This window comes from Alcanivorax sp. (assembly GCF_019431375.1).
In the GTDB taxonomy this organism is placed as follows: domain Bacteria; phylum Pseudomonadota; class Gammaproteobacteria; order Pseudomonadales; family Alcanivoracaceae; genus Alcanivorax; species Alcanivorax jadensis_A.
Window position 1 is genome coordinate 1,188,143 of sequence record NZ_CP080267.1, and the last position, 18,859, is coordinate 1,207,001.

An 18,859-nucleotide genomic window follows, 5' to 3' on the forward strand; every position below is an offset into this window, starting at 1 on the left:
CAGGCGCGCCCGCTACGGGACGCCTGCCGAATCACGAAAACCCCGGTCGGTATCCCGCCCGGGGTTTTTTATTGCCCGATAAATACCGAAACACCGCACCACAGAGGACAAACACCATGTATCGATACGGCCAGCACCACAAAGACACCCGATTTAGCCCCTGGCAACGCCCGCTACAGCGAACACTACGATCGAATCACGCGCGACGGTAACCGCGCACCGAACAGTAAGGAACGACCATGCAACAGACACAGAGCTCAACCGCCAGCCAGGCCGACATCAGCCCGCGACGCAGCCTGCCGCTGCCCTCCCCCACCGTGCTGCGCGAACGCCTGCCAGTGGACGCCGAGCTGGCAGCACAGGTCCAGGCCCATCGACAGACCGTACGAAATATTCTCAACGGCACAGACGACCGCCTGCTGGTCATCACCGGCCCCTGCTCGCTCCATGACCCAAAAGCGGCACTGGAATACGGCCATCGTCTGAGCGAATTATCCCGCCAGCTGGACGACAAAGTCTTTCTGGTAATGCGCGCCTACGTGGAAAAACCCCGCACCACCGTGGGCTGGAAAGGCATGCTCTACGACCCGCACCTGGACGGCAGCAACGATATCGCCACCGGCCTGAACGTGTCTCGCCACCTGTTGCTGGACCTGGCCCGGTTGGGCCTGCCGCTTGCCACCGAGCTGTTGCACCCCATGGCCGCCGATTACCTGGGCGACCTGCTCAGCTGGGCCGCCATCGGCGCCCGCACTACCGAATCCCAAATCCACCGGGAAATGGTAAGCGGCCTGCCCATGCCGGTGGGCTTCAAGAACGGCACTGACGGCAGCATCGACGTGGCCTGCGACGCCATGGGAGCCACAGAGCATCCCCACACGCACCTGGGCATTGATGACAACGGTCACAGTGCGCTGCTGCAGACCGCCGGCAACCCGGATACCCATCTGGTACTCCGCGGTGGGCATCATGGCCCCAACTACGACGCCGACAGCATTCACCAAGCTGTGGACGCCCTGCAGACCAAAGGCCGTAACACGCGAGTGATCGTGGACTGCAGCCACGCCAACAGTGGCAAAGATCCGCTGAAACAGCCGGAGGTACTGCAAGATCTGCTTGAACAACGGGCCAGGTGAAACAGCCCTATCGCCGGCGTGATGCTGGAAAGTCACCTGCAAGATGGCAAACAGCCCCTGCAGAAACCGCTGCAATACGGCCTCTCCATCACCGATGGCTGCCTGGGCTGGGACAGGACAGAGCAGTTACTCTGTGGCATCGACTAGATCGGTTCGGAGGGACGACTTTGCCGGAAAAGATTGATACAAATCACGAACCCGGCGCCTATTCGGTAAAGGCGCCGGCACCGTGATAATGTCCACATAACAGACAGGAGGGCTGCACCATGACACTGGAACAACTGATTACCGCTTTCGTGTTGTTTCTCTGCGGCATTGCCGTGGTGGCATTTATCGTTTATCTGAAGAATCAGTCCAACAAACGATAAATCGCAGACCACTGAAATCAGCTGTAAAGCAGCTCGCCCACCCCCATCTTGATCACGTTACCGCCAATGCGGCATTTCACTTCCTTGCCCGGCTTCTTGTCGAACTCCGCATGCAGAATACTCTTGCGGGTATCAGGGCTCCCGCGATCAATAGACAGTGTGTGGGTCCCCGCAGCCGTATCCTGCTGCTCCGCCAGATAAGCAATAAATTCCGGCATCACATTACCGATGGGCGGAAATACATCCCCGGGCAGGTCCGGGTTCAGCAAGCGCCCGTGAAACTCGGAACTGCCGGTAATACTCCCCGGCGCAAACAGGAACAATTCCGAGGTATAGACACCACCAAACAGATCGGCCCACCGCTCCGCATTCAAACTCGCTGCCAGCACATGCTCAGGCTTGGTAACCGGAATGATCAAGGTAGGCGTATCCACGCTGACCACCATGGGCTTGTACTTGCTGAACGAGATATGCTTTTCATCAATATTCAGTGCCGCGGCCAGGCGTGGAATTTCCGGGGTATAGCGATCAATCGTGGGCGTCAGCACCCGGGCAAACTGAATCGAGCCTGATGCACTGTTTCCAGTATCAATAAAGCTTTCGATCAACTGTTGATTCTGCCTGAACAGAAACGATGCAAAAGCCCCTTCATCCTTGGCAAGCCCCATCTCATGGGCCACATAAGACGCTGCCAGAATGGTATGGGCCCCGAACAACTGTTGCCCCTTGCCATTGAACACACTCACCGGCATGTCCTTGCCCGGCTCGATAAACACCGTTTCCGTCTGCTGAAACTCACTGGCAATCGCCATCTTGCTGGCATCACTGGTGTCCAACCCTTCCAGCTTTACCACAGGAATCTGTGTGCCCTGAAATGGGGCATTGGCAAATACATCAAGCAGCGCATAATCGAGAGCCATTGTCTTCACCCTGTTTTGTTGTGATGACTACGACTATGCCGGATGGGGAAGAGAATGCAATTGTGGGATTATCACTAACCGTGAACTCTATACACAGACAAGGAAACCTCAATTTGCTAGGGAACCTCTGAAAAACTCCCCGACTTTGCCATAATCAGGGCTTTCTATCAGCCACTTTCCGGGAATGCCATGAGCCAGCTGACTTTTGCCGAAGCCGAATATGAACACAAGAAGCGCAAGACCCGGCGGGAAGTGTTCCTTGAGAAGTTGGATCAGTTGCTACCCTGGAAGGCGCTGGAGTCCACGATTGCGGTCTATTACGCCTCCGGTAGCACTGGCCGGCCGCCGTATCCGCTCTCCAGCATGCTGCGCATTCATGTCATGCAGATCATCTACAACCTGAGTGATCCGGCGATGGAAGATGCCTTGTATGAGATCGAGTCTATGCGCCGTTTCGCAGGGATTCGGCTCTCTCGGGTTCCTGATGAGACAACGATCCTGAACTTCCGGCACCTGCTGGAGCAGCACACTCTTGGCAAGAAGCTGTTCAAGAAGATCAACCGTCAGTTGGCACGACATGGCCTGATGGTTCGGGAAGGCAGCATCGTTGATGCGACGATTATCGAAGCGCCCAGCTCGACGAAGAACAAAGGTAAGGCTCGTGATCCGGAGATGCACCAGACCAAGAAAGGCAATCAATGGCACTTTGGCATGAAGTGCCATATTGGCGTCGATGACACGGTGGGTCTGATTCATAGCCTTGCCACTACCGCCGCGAATGAGCATGACCTGACGGCATCAGACCAGCTTTTGCATGGCAAAGAGAAACGTGTCTGGGGAGACGCGGGTTATTGCGGTATCGAGAAACGCGAAGAGCACAAGAACCGTAAAGTGGATTGGTTTATCGCTGAGCGTCCTGGTAAGCGCTCCACGATGTCGAAGGTTGCGCTGGAATGCGAAACCATCAAAGCCAGCGTACGTGCCAAAGTGGAACATCCCTTCCGAGTGATCAAAGGCATGTTCGGTTACAGCAAGGTTCGCTACCGGGGTCTGGCGAAAAATACCAACCGGCTCTATCTCCTGGCGGGGCTGCACAACCTGTTGAGGGTGAAACGGGTGCTGCTGCCCTAGGGGCAGTGCGCCTGATTGCCGCTAAAGTGCGGCAATCAGGCGAAAAAAAATGAACACTCAAGAGTGAATTGTGGCCTGAATTTGATGGCAGAAGCCTGTTGATCATCGTAAAGGCGAAAAAAGCGAGTTATTCAGACCTTCCCTAGGGTATTTGCGGCATTGGACGCCGATTTCAAGCAAAGGAACTGATAAACATGAAACGCCCTTTTTCACTGCTCAACACCATCCCTATATTGCCCCTTTCCCTGTTTGTCGGGTGCAGCAATGGCGCTGATCTGAGCGAAGCCGAACAGCGGGTAATTGACCATACGCTGGATTCTCTGGTGTTCGTAGAAGGCGGCACCTTTACCATGGGGCACCCGCAAGTCACCAAAACTGTCGAGGTGACCCTTGATAGCTATTCAATTCAAGCTTACGAAGTGTCTTATTGGGAGTTTGATACCTTTGCCGAAGCCACAGGAGCCCGAAAACCCAGTCAAAGATCTTTTGGCAAACCATCCAGGCAGCCCGAAAATCCGGCCTGGGGACTTACCTGGTATGACGCCCAGAACTATTGCCACTGGTTGGGTGAGTTGACAGACCTGCCCTTTGAGCTACCCACCGAAGCCCAATGGGAGTATGCGGCCACTAGCCGGGGAACCAGCCGGGCCTTCTATGCCACCGATGATGGCACACTGGATTACGGTCGCAACTATCCCGGGAGTGAATCCCCTTGGCACCCGGAACCCTCCGGTACTTATCCACCCAACCCATTGGGAATGTACGATATGACCGGCAATGTGGCGGAATGGGTGCTGGATTGGCACGACAAAAACTATTATGAAACGTCTCCGGGGATAAACCCTCAAGGACCTGAGACTGGAACAACAAAAATATTCCGCGGAGGCAGCGTTGTTGGCACACAACGTTACAATATCTTATACCGCCGCTCCCCTGGCCGTAAACCTGATGATAAACAATTCGGCGTTCGTTGTGTTGTCAATCAACCCAAGGTCATTGCTTTTTCTTCTGTAAAAAAGGAGAAAAAGAACAGCAACTAGTAAATCCCCACCTGGCACGCTGTTCAAGGGTGCCAGGTATTTTTGCAAAAGAAGCATCATTCACCTGCAAAGCGATTTGAGATATTCAAGAAGCGATTTCGTTCCTCCCCATCCAGAAAGGTCAACAACCGCAATTCATTGTCCAGAGCCCGAACCATTTTCTCAGCAGGGCCATCGTTGATGGGAATGTTGACCCCCATATGCTCCATCACTTCCTGGTATTCGCGGGCATGCTGAATACTCTCAAGGACCACAATCACCGCTTCTTCACGACGTTCATCCAGCCCACCGGAAAGCAGATTGATATCCCGGTGGGTAGTGCCTGTCGAAATCAGTGTATTGAGGAGCCGCCCCTTGGTTTCCGGGAAGGCATAGCCCAGCAGTTCCAGTGCTTCAGCTTCATCCAGTAATGTTTCTGCCAGTCGGTGAGCCGCCTCGCTGTCGTCGTCCCATTCCTCCCATCTCAAGAGCAATTCACGCCCCAGATTAAATATTCCCTGGACCGCACTAACAGCCAGCAAACCACCAGTAGCAGCAGCTCCAGCGGCTACACCGACTACTCCACCGCGCTTGAACAATTCGTACTGGAACGAGCAGAAGGCATCGAATGCACGATTGCGACCGTCTTCGTCATCGAACAGGTCAATAACATTGAATTCAGAGTCGCGCAGTTCGTTATAGAGAAGCTCCAGAAAGAAAGTCTTTCACATGCATTGCATCCACCGTGAAGGAAAAACCTCCACCGACCCCAACCTTAAAAGCCAGCTCAGCCTTACAGTGGATTACAAATCGCCCTGTCCGTACATCAAACCCGACCTGAAAATCCAGCCCTGCGCCGATGCCGGCCATGCCGGTGGCGGTATAGCCCACACTGCCCAACGCCTTGAACTGACTGGCCTGGGGTTGCTGCCACATTAGTCCGCCCTTGATACCCAGAGTGGCTTTTACCCCCACGAACGCTTCTAGCTTTACGTTAGCCCCTTGCTGGTCATCCAGCTCGGTGTCAAATGGCGAGCGGGTACTCTTGGCCACTTTCACATTATCAGCGGGTGCCGGTAGCGCCTCAGTGTTGATCATGCCGCTACGCTGGCTTTTTTCGTCTGGCCAGGGGGCGTCCGAGCGGATATAGGGGACACGCATAAACTCAACCAAGAAGGACATGACTTACCACCCCGCCAAGCTTTGCCCGGCTACCCATTTCCTGCCAGTTTCCTGGGCATACTCACGGAGCCTGGCCAAGGCCCCTACTGCAACAGGCTGGCGTTTTTTTCTTGGTCTCATATGAAAAAGCCAGGCTTTCTCTTCTATCCCCAAGCGATCCAGTATTTTCATCGCTTGCTCGGGTATTGACCCTCGTTTATTGTCTCGTACCGCCCTGCCCGTACCCTCCACAAGCTCCAGATAGTCCATTAACCGGAACCGACAAAGCGTGTCATCATCGTCAGCGTCGACGGTTTCTGCGTCTACCATCGGAAGAAGGGCCGGTTGTTTAGCGCACTGACCTCCTGCCAGCTTTTTGGCACGTTGCTGGACTGAGGTGTAATCCGAATCTTCTGGTGTTCTCGCCATATCCGCCCGTACAGGATTAAGATCCACATACGCCATGCATTGCAGCAGAGCCTTTTCATCCAGAAGGGCCTGACACTTGTAGCGACTTTCCCAAAAGCGACCTTTGCAGCAATCTTCCTCGTTGGCTCGCCTAGCGAGATACTCATTCAGGCATTTCATGAACCAGCCCAGGTCATGAAGCCGCTCACGCCATTGACCAATGATGTCCAGCGCCTTGAGGGATTCCCCCTCCTCAGTCTGTCCGTTGATCCAACGCTTCACGATAAGAGGACCACTGAACAGCTGCATCCAGCGCTCCGCAACCTCTTGATCTGTCCAGGCCAGCGCCTTTTGTTGATTGATGCGAAGAACCAGATGGTAGTGATTGGACATCACGGCATAAGCACAGAGATCGATAGCAAAGACCTCCGCCAAGGCGGCCAGACGATCCACCACCCACTGGCGGCGATGCTCATAATCCTGGCCGGAGTAGTGGTCCTTCCCGCAAAGAAAGGCCCGTCGTACGCAGCGACAGATACAGTGGTAGTAGGGGGTAGAGTCCAGGGATACCTGGGTATAACGAGCACGGGTCATGGGTTGCCTCCTTGCATATCCATGACTCGACAATACTGACCAAATAATCAGTACAAAATCAGCAATTTGCTCCGCTCAGTGTAAGAGATTCTCCAAGTCGTGCGTGTCCTTTATTCGTTATTCGGTGCGTTTGTGTTTATTCGGTGCGTGTCCTTTGTCTGCTTTCTTCCGCATGTTGACGTCACCCTTGAAGCGGACTTCACGGCAGGAGCTTAGCCCAGGATAAGGGCTTGATCCGGCCCTTCGTTCAGACAGGTGCGCAGGATGCGGGCACTGTCGCGCAGGGGAGGACTGACCTCGCCATGAGTTTGTTCTCTGTGGTCGAAGACAAGGCGCCCCTGGCCGCCCCGTTGGGCATAGGTTTCAGTGCATTCCTCTGTGGTGGCGGGAAAAGCTAACGTGACTCGAAGCGCTATTATGTTTCCTTCACAGACAATTATTTCAGGATAATAGGCTTGTCTTCATTAACCACGCAGCGGAAGCACATAGGGATGCCCTTCATAGCCAAATTCCTCGGTGATTCTGGGGGCGGCTTTTGGTGGTTCGTGGTAGCGCTGCAAAACCACCTTGCCACCTCGTACTGATTTCTCAGTGCCGCTTTCCGGCCCCTGTGGGTCCACTTCGGGAGAATTGGCGTAATAATCCGGGTCGAACCAGTCCAGAACCCACTCTTTGACGTTAGCACTCATGTCATACAAGCCGAGTGGATTCGGCGGATAAGATCCAACTTTTTCCACACCGAGACCAGACCCGATATTGGTTCCCTTTTTCGGCATGCCGGTATCCGTGCCATACGCCACCTTGTTGCCCCGGCTGCGCGCCGCATATTCCCACTGAGCTTCTGTGGGGAGGTCAATATTAAGGCCCGTGTTTTCTCCCAGCCAAAAGCAATAATCGCGGGCTTGCTGCCATGTCATATAGCGAACCGGTTTTGCAGGTTTTCGGCTTCTTTTTCCCAACTTACGTTCGACCAGCAGCGGCTTCTCTGTAAATTGGGTATAAACATCAAACTCTTCAAACGTCACTTCATACTTCCCCATGGAATAGCTGGAAAGGGTGACTTTGTGGACGGGTTCTGCAGTGCGTTTTTCTCCTGCAGCCTGAAATACCCAAGGCATCCACATGGCATCGGGGTGGTTTTTATCAACAAATTCATAAGAGCCTAATGGCCCCTCATTGAAACTTTTATTCGTAATGTAGGCACCAACATCACCCATCTGAAAGCCCCCCCCCTCCACAAAAACCAGATTTTCGACGGAACGACGCAATACCGTTTGCACCTCTTCCGGGAGCGTTTCATTGATTGTCACTTCAGTCTTGAGTTGACCGGCATCAGCGCACGCGCCAAGCGGTAACGCCGTCAGCACGGCCATCAATGAGCACTTCATGCTATCTCCTGTGTGCGTAAGGGTTGGTCGGCCAGGGCAATGGCCGGCAGCATATAGACACCACCAAACAGATCGGCCCACCGCTCCGCATTCAAACTCGCTGCCAGCACATGCTCAGGCTTGGTAACCGGAATGATCAAGGTAGGCGTATCCACGCTGACCACCATGGGCTTGTACTTGCTGAACGAGATATGCTTTTCATCAATATTCAGTGCCGCGGCCAGGCGTGGAATTTCCGGGGTATAGCGATCAATCGTGGGCGTCGGCACCCGGGCAAACTGAATCGAGCCTGATGCGCTGTTTCCAGTATCAATAAAGAAAAGCTTTCGTCAACTGTTGATTCACTGCCTGAACGAGAAACGATGCAAAAGCCCACGCTTCATCCTTGGCAAACCCATCTCATGGGCCATAAGACGCTGCCAGAATGGTATGGGCCCCGAACAACTGTTGCCTGCCATTGAACAATCACCGGCATGTCCTTTGCCCCGGCTCGATAAACACCGTTTCCGTCTGCTGAAACTCACTGGCAATCGCCATCTTGCTGGCGCATCACTGGTTAACCCTTCCGCTTTACCACAGGAATCTGTGTGCCCTGAAATGGGGCATTGGCAATACATCAAGCAGCGCATAATCGAGGAGAGCCATTGTCTTTACCCCCTGTTTTGTTGTGATGACTACGACTAGCTTGCCGGATGGGGAGAGAAAGAATGCAATTGTGGGATTATCACTAACCGTGAACTCTATACACAGACAAGGAAACCTCAATTTGCTAGGGAACCTCTGGCTCCCCGACTTTGCCATAATCAGGGCTTTCTATCAGCCACTTTCCCAGAATGCCATGAGCCAGCTGACTTTTGCCGAAGCCGAATATGAACACAAGAAGCGCAAGACCCGGCGGGAAGTGTTCCTTGAGAAGTTGGATCAGTTTGCTACCCTGGAAGGCGCTGGGTCACGATTGCGGTCTATTACGCCTCCACGTTGGCGCACTGACCGGCCATGGCGTCCGCTCTCCAGCATTGCTGCGCATTCATGTCATGCAGATCATCTGAACACAGTGATCCGGCGACCAGGAGAAGGTGCGCTTGTGCAGCAGATCCACGAGTCTATGCGCCGTTTCGCAGAGGGATTCGGCTCTCTCGGAGTTCCTGATGAGACAACGGCGATCACCAGACTTCCGGCACCTGCTGGAGCAACACCTGTAACTGGCAAAGAAGCTGTTCAAGAAGATCAACCGTCAGTTGGCACGACATGGCCTGATGGTTCAAGAGGAAGAACGCCAGCATCGTTGATGCGACGATTATCGAAGCGCCCAGCTCGACGAAGAACAAAGGTAAGAAAGAGGCTCGTGATCCCGGAGATGCACCAGACCAAGAAGAGAGGCAATCAATGGCACTTTTGGCATGAAGTGCCATATTGGCGTCGATGACACGGTGGGTCTGATTCATAGCCTTGCCACTACCACAGGTGAGCATGACCTGACGGCATCAGACCAGCTTTGCATGGCAAGAAGAGAAACGTGATTATTATGCGGGGGGGCGCGGGTTATTGCGGTATCGAGAAACGCGAAGAGCACAAGAACCGTAAAGTGGATTGGTTTATCGCTGAGCGTCTGGTAAAGCTCCACGATGTCGAAGGTTGCGCTGGAATGAAACCATCAAAGCCAGCGTACGTCCAAGTGGAACTTGCATCCCTTCCAGTGATCCAAAGGCATGTTCGGTTACAGCAAGGTTCGCTACCGGGGTCTGGCGAAAAATACCAACCGGCTCTATCTCCTGACGGGGCTGCTACAACCTGTTGAGGTGGAAACGGGTGCTGCTGCCCTGGGGGCAGCAATATGATTGCCGCTTAAAGTGCGGCAATCAGGCGAAAAACCTCAAGGTGAATTGTGGCCTGAATTTGATGCGAAGCCTGTTGATCATCGTAAGGCGAAAAAGCGAGTTATTCATGGCAGACCTTCCCTAGGGTATTTTGCGGCATTGGACGCCGATTTCCAAGCTAAAGGAACTGATAAACATGAAACGCCCTTCACTGCTCAACACCATCCCCCTATATTGCCCCTTTCCCTGTTTGTCGGGTGCAGCAATGGCGCTGATGCAGGCAAGCCGAACGGCGGGTATTAATTGATACATACGCTGGATTCTCTGGTGTTCGTAGAAGGCGGCACCTTTACCATGGGGCACCCACCAAGTCACCAAAACTGTCGAGGTGACCCTTGATAGCTATTCAATTCAAGCTTACGAAGTGTCTTATTGGGAGTGATACCTTTGCCGAAGCCACGGGAGCCAGCCAGTCAAAAGATCTTGGCAAACCATCCAGGCACGGCCCCGAAATCCGGCCTGGGGACTTACCTGGTGTGACGCCCCAGAACTATTGCCACTGGTTGGGTGAGTTGACAGACCTGCCCACGAGGCTACCCACCGAAGCCCAATGGGAGTAATGCGGCCACTAGCCGGGGAACCAACCGGAGCCTTCCTATGCCACCGATGATGGCACACTGGATTACGGTCACCTGCCAACTATCCCGGGGTGGTATCCCCTTGGCACCCGGAACCCTCCGGTACTTATCCACCCACCCATTGGGAATGTACGATATGACCGGCAATGTGGCGGAATGGGTGCTGGATTGGCACGACAAAAACTATTATGAAACGTCTCGGGGATAAACCCTCAAGGACCCTGAGACTGGAACAACAAAAATATTCCGCGGAGGCATGGCGTTGTTGGCACACAACGTTACAATATCTTACCGCCGCTCCCTGGCGTAAACCGCAGGTGATGATACAACAATTCGGCGTTCGTTGTGTTGTCAATCAACCCAAGAGGTCATTGCTTTTTCTTCTGTAGGAAAAAGAACAGCAACTAGTAAATCCCCACCTGGCACGCTGTTCAAGGGTGCCAGGTATTTACGAAAAAGAAGCATCATTCACCTGCAAAGCGATTTGAGATATTCAAGAAGCGATTTCGTTCCTCCCCCATCCAGAAAGGTCAACAGCCGCAATTCATTGTCCAGAGCCCGAACCATTTTCTCGAAAGCAGGGCCATCGTTGATGGGAATGTTGACTATACTCCATCACTTCCTGGTATTCGCGGGCATGCTGAATCTCTCAAGGACAATCACCGCTTCTTCACGACGTTCATCCAGCCCGCGGAAAACAGATTAATATCCCGGTGGGTAGTGCCTCTCTGTCGAAATCAGTATGATGAGGAGCCGCCCCTTGGTTTCCGGGAAGGGCCCAACAGTTCAGTGCTTCAGCTTCATCCAGTAATGTTTCTGCCAGTCGGTGAGCCGCCTCGCTGTCGTCGTCCCATTCCTCCATCTCCAGAGCAATTCACGCCCCAGATTAAATATTCCCTGGACCACTAACAGCCAACAAACCACCAGTAGCAGCAGCTCCAACGGCTACACCGACTTCTCCACCGCGCTTGAACAATTCGTACTGGAACGAGCGAAGGCATCGAATGCACGATTGCGACCGTCTTCGTCATCGAACAGGAGTCAATAACATTAATTCAGAGTGCGCGCAGTGCGTTATAGAGAAGCTCCAGAAAGTGCTTTCACATGCATTGCATCCACCGTGAAGGAAAAACCTCCACCGACCCCAACCTTAAAAAGCCAGCTCAGCCTTAGGTGGATTACAAATCGCCCTGTCCGTACATCAAACCACGACCTGAAAATCAGCCCCACTGCGCCGATGCCGGCCATGCCGGTGGCGGTATAGCCCACACTGCCCAGCGCCTTGAACTGACTGGCCTGGGGTTGCTGCCACGATGGTCCGCCCTTGATACCCAGGAGTGGCTTTTACCCCCACGAACGCTACAACGTTAGCCCCTTGCCTTTGGTCATCCAGCTCGGTGTCCAGAAATGGCAGCCCGGGTACTCTTGAGCCACTTTCACATTATCAGCGGGTGCCGGTAGCGCCTCAGTGGTGATCATGCCGCTACGCTGGCTTCGTCTGGCCAGGGGGTCCGAGCTGAATGTAGGGGACACGCATAAACTCAACCTGAAGGACATGACTTACCACCCCGCCAAGCTTTGCCCACGGCTGCCCATTTCCTGCCAGTTTCCTGGGCATACTCACAGGCCTGGCCAAGGCCTGCAACAGGCTGGCGTTTTTTCTTGGTCTCATATGAAAAGCCAGGCTTTCTCTTCTATCCCAAGCGATCCAGTATTTTCATCGCTTGCTCGGGTATTGACCCTCGTTTATTGTCTCGTACCGCCCTGCCCGTACCCTCCACACAAGCTCAAAGATAGTCCATTAGCCGGAACCGACAAAGCGTGTCATCATCGTCAGCGTCGACGGTTTCTGCGTCTACCATCGGAGAAGAGAAGGGCCGATTGTTTAGCGCACTGACCTCCTGCCAGCTTTTGGCACGTTGCTGGACTGAGGTGTAATCGAATCTTCTGGTGTTCTCGCCATATCCGCCCAATACAGGATTAAGATCACATACGCCATGCATTGCAGCCAGAGCCTTTTCATCAGGGCTGACGCTGTAGCGACTTCCCAAAGAAGCGACCTTTGCAGCAATCTTCCTCGTTGGCTCGCCTGGCGAGATACTCATTCAGGCATTTCATGAACCAGCCCAGGTCATGAAGCCGCTCACGCCATTGACCAGTAGCCTGATGTCCAGCGCCTTGAGGGATTCCCCCTCCTCGGTCTGTCCGTTGATCAACGCGCTTCACGATAAGAGGACCACTGAACAGCTGCATCCAGCGCTCCTAACCTCTTGATCTGTCCAGGCCAGCGCCTTTTGTTTGATTGATGCGAAGAACCAGATGGTAGTGATTGGACATCACGGCATAAGCACAGAGATCGATGGGAGCCTCCGCCAAGGCGGCCAGACGATCCACCACCACTGGCGGCGATGCTCATAATCACGGCCCGGTGGTGGTCTTCCGCAAAGAAGAGGCCGTCGTACGCAGCGACAGATACAGTGGTAGTAGGGGGTAGAGGGGATCCAGGGATACTGCTGGGTATAACGAGCACGGGTCATGGGTGCCTCCTTGCATATCCGCTGACTCGACAATACTGACAAATAATCAGTACAAAATCAACCCAATTTGCTCCGCTCAGTGTAGAGATTCTCCAAGTCGTGCAGATACAAATCACGAACCCGGCGCCTATTCGGTAAAGGCGCCGGCACCGTGATAATGTCCACATAACAGACAGGAGGGCTGCACCATGACACTGGAACAACTGATTACCGCTTTCGTGTTGTTTCTCTGCGGCATTGCCGTGGTGGCATTTATCGTTTATCTGAAGAATCAGTCCAACAAACGATAAATCGCAGACCACTGAAATCAGCTGTAAAGCAGCTCGCCCACCCCCATCTTGATCACGTTACCGCCAATGCGGCATTTCACTTCCTTGCCCGGCTTCTTGTCGAACTCCGCATGCAGAATACTCTTGCGGGTATCAGGGCTCCCGCGATCAATAGACAGTGTGTGGGTCCCCGCAGCCGTATCCTGCTGCTCCGCCAGATAAGCAATAAATTCCGGCATCACATTACCGATGGGCGGAAATACATCCCCGGGCAGGTCCGGGTTCAGCAAGCGCCCGTGAAACTCGGAACTGCCGGTAATACTCCCCGGCGCAAACAGGAACAATTCCGAGGTATAGACACCACCAAACAGATCGGCCCACCGCTCCGCATTCAAACTCGCTGCCAGCACATGCTCAGGCTTGGTAACCGGAATGATCAAGGTAGGCGTATCCACGCTGACCACCATGGGCTTGTACTTGCTGAACGAGATATGCTTTTCATCAATATTCAGTGCCGCGGCCAGGCGTGGAATTTCCGGGGTATAGCGATCAATCGTGGGCGTCAGCACCCGGGCAAACTGAATCGAGCCTGATGCACTGTTTCCAGTATCAATAAAGCTTTCGATCAACTGTTGATTCTGCCTGAACAGAAACGATGCAAAAGCCCCTTCATCCTTGGCAAGCCCCATCTCATGGGCCACATAAGACGCTGCCAGAATGGTATGGGCCCCGAACAACTGTTGCCCCTTGCCATTGAACACACTCACCGGCATGTCCTTGCCCGGCTCGATAAACACCGTTTCCGTCTGCTGAAACTCACTGGCAATCGCCATCTTGCTGGCATCACTGGTGTCCAACCCTTCCAGCTTTACCACAGGAATCTGTGTGCCCTGAAATGGGGCATTGGCAAATACATCAAGCAGCGCATAATCGAGAGCCATTGTCTTCACCCTGTTTTGTTGTGATGACTACGACTATGCCGGATGGGGAAGAGAATGCAATTGTGGGATTATCACTAACCGTGAACTCTATACACAGACAAGGAAACCTCAATTTGCTAGGGAACCTCTGAAAAACTCCCCGACTTTGCCATAATCAGGGCTTTCTATCAGCCACTTTCCGGGAATGCCATGAGCCAGCTGACTTTTGCCGAAGCCGAATATGAACACAAGAAGCGCAAGACCCGGCGGGAAGTGTTCCTTGAGAAGTTGGATCAGTTGCTACCCTGGAAGGCGCTGGAGTCCACGATTGCGGTCTATTACGCCTCCGGTAGCACTGGCCGGCCGCCGTATCCGCTCTCCAGCATGCTGCGCATTCATGTCATGCAGATCATCTACAACCTGAGTGATCCGGCGATGGAAGATGCCTTGTATGAGATCGAGTCTATGCGCCGTTTCGCAGGGATTCGGCTCTCTCGGGTTCCTGATGAGACAACGATCCTGAACTTCCGGCACCTGCTGGAGCAGCACACTCTTGGCAAGAAGCTGTTCAAGAAGATCAACCGTCAGTTGGCACGACATGGCCTGATGGTTCGGGAAGGCAGCATCGTTGATGCGACGATTATCGAAGCGCCCAGCTCGACGAAGAACAAAGGTAAGGCTCGTGATCCGGAGATGCACCAGACCAAGAAAGGCAATCAATGGCACTTTGGCATGAAGTGCCATATTGGCGTCGATGACACACGGTGGGTCTGATTCATAGCCTTGCCACTACCGCCGCGAATGAGCATGACCTGACGGCATCAGACCAGCTTTTGCATGGCAAAGAGAAACGTGTCTGGGGAGACGCGGGTTATTGCGGTATCGAGAAACGCGAAGAGCACAAGAACCGTAAAGTGGATTGGTTTATCGCTGAGCGTCCTGGTAAGCGCTCCACGATGTCGAAGGTTGCGCTGGAATGCGAAACCATCAAAGCCAGCGTACGTGCCAAAGTGGAACATCCCTTCCGAGTGATCAAAGGCATGTTCGGTTACAGCAAGGTTCGCTACCGGGGTCTGGCGAAAAATACCAACCGGCTCTATCTCCTGGCGGGGCTGCACAACCTGTTGAGGGTGAAACGGGTGCTGCTGCCCTAGGGGCAGTGCGCCTGATTGCCGCTAAAGTGCGGCAATCAGGCGAAAAAATGAACACTCAAGAGTGAATTGTGGCCTGAATTTGATGGCAGAAGCCTGTTGATCATCGTAAAGGCGAAAAAAGCGAGTTATTCAGACCTTCCCTAGGGTATTTGCGGCATTGGACGCCGATTTCAAGCAAAGGAACTGATAAACATGAAACGCCCTTTTTCACTGCTCAACACCATCCCTATATTGCCCCTTTCCCTGTTTGTCGGGTGCAGCAATGGCGCTGATCTGAGCGAAGCCGAACAGCGGGTAATTGACCATACGCTGGATTCTCTGGTGTTCGTAGAAGGCGGCACCTTTACCATGGGGCACCCGCAAGTCACCAAAACTGTCGAGGTGACCCTTGATAGCTATTCAATTCAAGCTTACGAAGTGTCTTATTGGGAGTTTGATACCTTTGCCGAAGCCACAGGAGCCCGAAAACCCAGTCAAAGATCTTTTGGCAAACCATCCAGGCAGCCCGAAAATCCGGCCTGGGGACTTACCTGGTATGACGCCCAGAACTATTGCCACTGGTTGGGTGAGTTGACAGACCTGCCCTTTGAGCTACCCACCGAAGCCCAATGGGAGTATGCGGCCACTAGCCGGGGAACCAGCCGGGCCTTCTATGCCACCGATGATGGCACACTGGATTACGGTCGCAACTATCCCGGGAGTGAATCCCCTTGGCACCCGGAACCCTCCGGTACTTATCCACCCAACCCATTGGGAATGTACGATATGACCGGCAATGTGGCGGAATGGGTGCTGGATTGGCACGACAAAAACTATTATGAAACGTCTCCGGGGATAAACCCTCAAGGACCTGAGACTGGAACAACAAAAATATTCCGCGGAGGCAGCGTTGTTGGCACACAACGTTACAATATCTTATACCGCCGCTCCCCTGGCCGTAAACCTGATGATAAACAATTCGGCGTTCGTTGTGTTGTCAATCAACCCAAGGTCATTGCTTTTTCTTCTGTAAAAAAGGAGAAAAAGAACAGCAACTAGTAAATCCCCACCTGGCACGCTGTTCAAGGGTGCCAGGTATTTTTGCAAAAGAAGCATCATTCACCTGCAAAGCGATTTGAGATATTCAAGAAGCGATTTCGTTCCTCCCCATCCAGAAAGGTCAACAACCGCAATTCATTGTCCAGAGCCCGAACCATTTTCTCAGCAGGGCCATCGTTGATGGGAATGTTGACCCCCATATGCTCCATCACTTCCTGGTATTCGCGGGCATGCTGAATACTCTCAAGGACCACAATCACCGCTTCTTCACGACGTTCATCCAGCCCACCGGAAAGCAGATTGATATCCCGGTGGGTAGTGCCTGTCGAAATCAGTGTATTGAGGAGCCGCCCCTTGGTTTCCGGGAAGGCATAGCCCAGCAGTTCCAGTGCTTCAGCTTCATCCAGTAATGTTTCTGCCAGTCGGTGAGCCGCCTCGCTGTCGTCGTCCCATTCCTCCCATCTCAAGAGCAATTCACGCCCCAGATTAAATATTCCCTGGACCGCACTAACAGCCAGCAAACCACCAGTAGCAGCAGCTCCAGCGGCTACACCGACTACTCCACCGCGCTTGAACAATTCGTACTGGAACGAGCAGAAGGCATCGAATGCACGATTGCGACCGTCTTCGTCATCGAACAGGTCAATAACATTGAATTCAGAGTCGCGCAGTTCGTTATAGAGAAGCTCCAGAAAGTCTTTCACATGCATTGCATCCACCGTGAAGGAAAACCTCCACCGACCCCAACCTTAAAAGCCAGCTCAGCCTTACAGTGGATTACAAATCGCCCTGTCCGTACATCAAACCCGACCTGAAAATCCAGCCCTGCGCCGATGCCGGCCATGCCGGTGGCGGTATAGCCCACACTGCCCAACGCCTTGAACTGACTGGCCTGGGGTTGCTGCCACATTAGTCCGCCCTTGATACCCAGAGTGGCTTTTACCCCCACGAACGCTTCTAGCTTTACGTTAGCCCCTTGCTGGTCATCCAGCTCGGTGTCAAATGGCGAGCGGGTACTCTTGGCCACTTTCACATTATCAGCGGGTGCCGGTAGCGCCTCAGTGTTGATCATGCCGCTACGCTGGCTTTTTTCGTCTGGCCAGGGGGCGTCCGAGCGGATATAGGGGACACGCATAAACTCAACCAAGAAGGACATGACTTACCACCCCGCCAAGCTTTGCCCGGCTACCCATTTCCTGCCAGTTTCCTGGGCATACTCACGGAGCCTGGCCAAGGCCCCTACTGCAACAGGCTGGCGTTTTTTTCTTGGTCTCATATGAAAAAGCCAGGCTTTCTCTTCTATCCCCAAGCGATCCAGTATTTTCATCGCTTGCTCGGGTATTGACCCTCGTTTATTGTCTCGTACCGCCCTGCCCGTACCCTCCACAAGCTCCAGATAGTCCATTAACCGGAACCGACAAAGCGTGTCATCATCGTCAGCGTCGACGGTTTCTGCGTCTACCATCGGAAGAAGGGCCGGTTGTTTAGCGCACTGACCTCCTGCCAGCTTTTTGGCACGTTGCTGGACTGAGGTGTAATCCGAATCTTCTGGTGTTCTCGCCATATCCGCCCGTACAGGATTAAGATCCACATACGCCATGCATTGCAGCAGAGCCTTTTCATCCAGAAGGGCCTGACACTTGTAGCGACTTTCCCAAAAGCGACCTTTGCAGCAATCTTCCTCGTTGGCTCGCCTAGCGAGATACTCATTCAGGCATTTCATGAACCAGCCCAGGTCATGAAGCCGCTCACGCCATTGACCAATGATGTCCAGCGCCTTGAGGGATTCCCCCTCCTCAGTCTGTCCGTTGATCCAACGCTTCACGATAAGAGGACCACTGAACAGCTGCATCCAGCGCTCCGCAACCTCTTGATCTGTCCAGGCCAGCGCCTTTTGTTGATTGATGCGAAGAACCAGATGGTAGTGATTGGACATCACGGCATAAGCACAGAGATCGATAGCAAAGACCTCCGCCAAGGCGGCCAGACGATCCACCACCCACTGGCGGCGATGCTCATAATCCTGGCCGGAGTAGTGGTCCTTCCCGCAAAGAAAGGCCCGTCGTACGCAGCGACAGATACAGTGGTAGTAGGGGGTAGAGTCCAGGGATACCTGGGTATAACGAGCACGGGTCATGGGTTGCCTCCTTGCATATCCATGACTCGACAATACTGACCAAATAATCAGTACAAAATCAGCAATTTGCTCCGCTCAGTGTAAGAGATTCTCCAAGTCGTGCGTGTCCTTTATTCGTTATTCGGTGCGTTTGTGTTTATTCGGTGCGTGTCCTTTGTCTGCTTTCTTCCGCATGTTGACGTCACCCTTGAAGCGGACTTCACGGCAGGAGCTTAGCCCAGGAT

Annotated in this window: 19 protein-coding genes and 1 pseudogene; 7 read left to right on the forward strand and 13 right to left on the reverse strand. The window is 53.5% G+C overall.

Features of this window, described 5'->3' with window-relative positions; genetic code table 11:
* Positions 1-239 precede the first annotated feature (239 nt).
* Positions 240-1,283, forward strand: a pseudogene (locus tag KZ772_RS05405) (3-deoxy-7-phosphoheptulonate synthase).
* A 238-nt stretch (positions 1,284-1,521) separates the two neighbouring features.
* Here the strand turns inward: KZ772_RS05405 and KZ772_RS05410 are convergent.
* On the reverse strand, positions 1,522-2,424 hold the full coding sequence (locus KZ772_RS05410) for a PhzF family phenazine biosynthesis protein (protein WP_290538813.1): 903 nt from the start codon (positions 2,422-2,424) through the stop codon (positions 1,522-1,524).
* Between the two features lie 189 nt (positions 2,425-2,613).
* On the opposite strand from KZ772_RS05410, the gene KZ772_RS05415 reads away from it, so the two are divergent.
* Positions 2,614-3,555 carry an IS5 family transposase gene (locus KZ772_RS05415; protein ID WP_064782570.1) on the forward strand — a complete coding sequence of 314 codons (942 nt, stop codon included), beginning with the start codon at positions 2,614-2,616 and terminating at the stop codon, positions 3,553-3,555.
* A gap of 194 nt (positions 3,556-3,749) precedes the next feature.
* On the forward strand, positions 3,750-4,595 hold the full coding sequence (locus KZ772_RS05420; protein WP_290538814.1) for an SUMF1/EgtB/PvdO family nonheme iron enzyme: 846 nt from the start codon (positions 3,750-3,752) through the stop codon (positions 4,593-4,595).
* A 56-nt stretch (positions 4,596-4,651) separates the two neighbouring features.
* Here the strand turns inward: KZ772_RS05420 and KZ772_RS05425 are convergent, their stop codons facing one another.
* The 6 genes from KZ772_RS05425 to KZ772_RS05450 all read right to left on the reverse strand — a co-directional run bounded on the left by KZ772_RS05425 (position 4,652) and on the right by KZ772_RS05450 (position 9,570).
* Positions 4,652-5,062: a hypothetical protein gene (locus tag KZ772_RS05425; RefSeq protein ID WP_290538815.1), complete on the reverse strand. Its 411-nt coding sequence runs from the start codon at positions 5,060-5,062 to the stop codon at positions 4,652-4,654.
* A 208-nt stretch (positions 5,063-5,270) separates the two neighbouring features.
* A complete protein-coding gene (locus tag KZ772_RS05430) occupies positions 5,271-5,756 on the reverse strand; it encodes a hypothetical protein (RefSeq protein ID WP_290538816.1) in 486 nt (161 codons plus the stop codon).
* Positions 5,757-5,759: 3 nt separating this feature from the next.
* Complete coding sequence (locus tag KZ772_RS05435; protein WP_290538817.1) at positions 5,760-6,737, reverse strand: transposase; 978 nt, start codon at positions 6,735-6,737, stop codon at positions 5,760-5,762.
* Positions 6,738-7,201: 464 nt separating this feature from the next.
* A complete protein-coding gene (locus KZ772_RS05440; protein ID WP_290538818.1) occupies positions 7,202-8,125 on the reverse strand; it encodes an SUMF1/EgtB/PvdO family nonheme iron enzyme in 924 nt (307 codons plus the stop codon).
* On the reverse strand, positions 8,122-8,394 hold the full coding sequence (locus tag KZ772_RS05445; RefSeq protein WP_290538819.1) for a hypothetical protein: 273 nt from the start codon (positions 8,392-8,394) through the stop codon (positions 8,122-8,124). Before KZ772_RS05445 ends, KZ772_RS05440 begins: the two co-directional genes overlap by 4 nt.
* 894 nt (positions 8,395-9,288) lie before the next feature.
* The gene (locus KZ772_RS05450) at positions 9,289-9,570 is read right to left on the reverse strand and encodes a hypothetical protein (RefSeq protein WP_290538820.1); all 282 of its coding nucleotides are present in this window, start codon (positions 9,568-9,570) and stop codon (positions 9,289-9,291) included.
* A 393-nt stretch (positions 9,571-9,963) separates the two neighbouring features.
* Here KZ772_RS05450 and KZ772_RS05455 point away from each other — a divergent pair, with 393 nt between their 5' ends.
* Both KZ772_RS05455 and KZ772_RS18590 read left to right on the forward strand, forming a co-directional pair.
* On the forward strand, positions 9,964-10,245 hold the full coding sequence (locus tag KZ772_RS05455; protein WP_290538821.1) for a hypothetical protein: 282 nt from the start codon (positions 9,964-9,966) through the stop codon (positions 10,243-10,245).
* A 366-nt stretch (positions 10,246-10,611) separates the two neighbouring features.
* Entirely contained in the window at positions 10,612-10,788 is a 177-nt protein-coding gene (locus KZ772_RS18590) for an SUMF1/EgtB/PvdO family nonheme iron enzyme (RefSeq protein WP_365871176.1), read from the forward strand.
* A 1,151-nt stretch (positions 10,789-11,939) separates the two neighbouring features.
* On the opposite strand, the gene KZ772_RS05460 is transcribed toward KZ772_RS18590, so the two are convergent.
* The 3 genes from KZ772_RS05460 to KZ772_RS05470 all read right to left on the reverse strand — a co-directional run bounded on the left by KZ772_RS05460 (position 11,940) and on the right by KZ772_RS05470 (position 14,327).
* Positions 11,940-12,113, reverse strand: a complete 174-nt coding sequence (locus KZ772_RS05460; protein WP_290538822.1) for a hypothetical protein — start codon at positions 12,111-12,113, stop codon at positions 11,940-11,942.
* Between the two features lie 254 nt (positions 12,114-12,367).
* Complete coding sequence (locus tag KZ772_RS05465) at positions 12,368-12,685, reverse strand: hypothetical protein (protein WP_290538823.1); 318 nt, start codon at positions 12,683-12,685, stop codon at positions 12,368-12,370.
* A 739-nt stretch (positions 12,686-13,424) separates the two neighbouring features.
* Positions 13,425-14,327: a PhzF family phenazine biosynthesis protein gene (locus KZ772_RS05470; RefSeq protein WP_290538813.1), complete on the reverse strand. Its 903-nt coding sequence runs from the start codon at positions 14,325-14,327 to the stop codon at positions 13,425-13,427.
* 189 nt (positions 14,328-14,516) lie between these two features.
* On the opposite strand from KZ772_RS05470, the gene KZ772_RS05475 reads away from it, so the two are divergent.
* Positions 14,517-15,460, forward strand: a protein-coding gene (locus tag KZ772_RS05475) for an IS5 family transposase (RefSeq protein WP_290538824.1) whose coding sequence is annotated in 2 segments (ribosomal slippage) — positions 14,517-15,071 and positions 15,074-15,460 — 942 coding nt in all. Because the reading frame shifts where the segments join, the coding sequence is not laid out codon by codon here.
* Positions 15,461-15,652: 192 nt separating this feature from the next.
* Complete coding sequence (locus KZ772_RS05480) at positions 15,653-16,498, forward strand: SUMF1/EgtB/PvdO family nonheme iron enzyme (protein WP_290538814.1); 846 nt, start codon at positions 15,653-15,655, stop codon at positions 16,496-16,498.
* A 56-nt stretch (positions 16,499-16,554) separates the two neighbouring features.
* On the opposite strand, the gene KZ772_RS05485 is transcribed toward KZ772_RS05480, so the two are convergent.
* From KZ772_RS05485 to KZ772_RS05495, 3 genes are read right to left on the reverse strand one after another with little or no spacing between them, the layout of a single operon-like run.
* The gene (locus tag KZ772_RS05485; RefSeq protein ID WP_290538825.1) at positions 16,555-17,208 is read right to left on the reverse strand and encodes a hypothetical protein; all 654 of its coding nucleotides are present in this window, start codon (positions 17,206-17,208) and stop codon (positions 16,555-16,557) included.
* A complete protein-coding gene (locus KZ772_RS05490; protein WP_290538826.1) occupies positions 17,199-17,654 on the reverse strand; it encodes a hypothetical protein in 456 nt (151 codons plus the stop codon). Before KZ772_RS05490 ends, KZ772_RS05485 begins: the two co-directional genes overlap by 10 nt.
* A gap of 3 nt (positions 17,655-17,657) precedes the next feature.
* Entirely contained in the window at positions 17,658-18,635 is a 978-nt protein-coding gene (locus tag KZ772_RS05495) for a transposase (protein WP_290538817.1), read from the reverse strand.
* Positions 18,636-18,859: the final 224 nt, after the last annotated feature.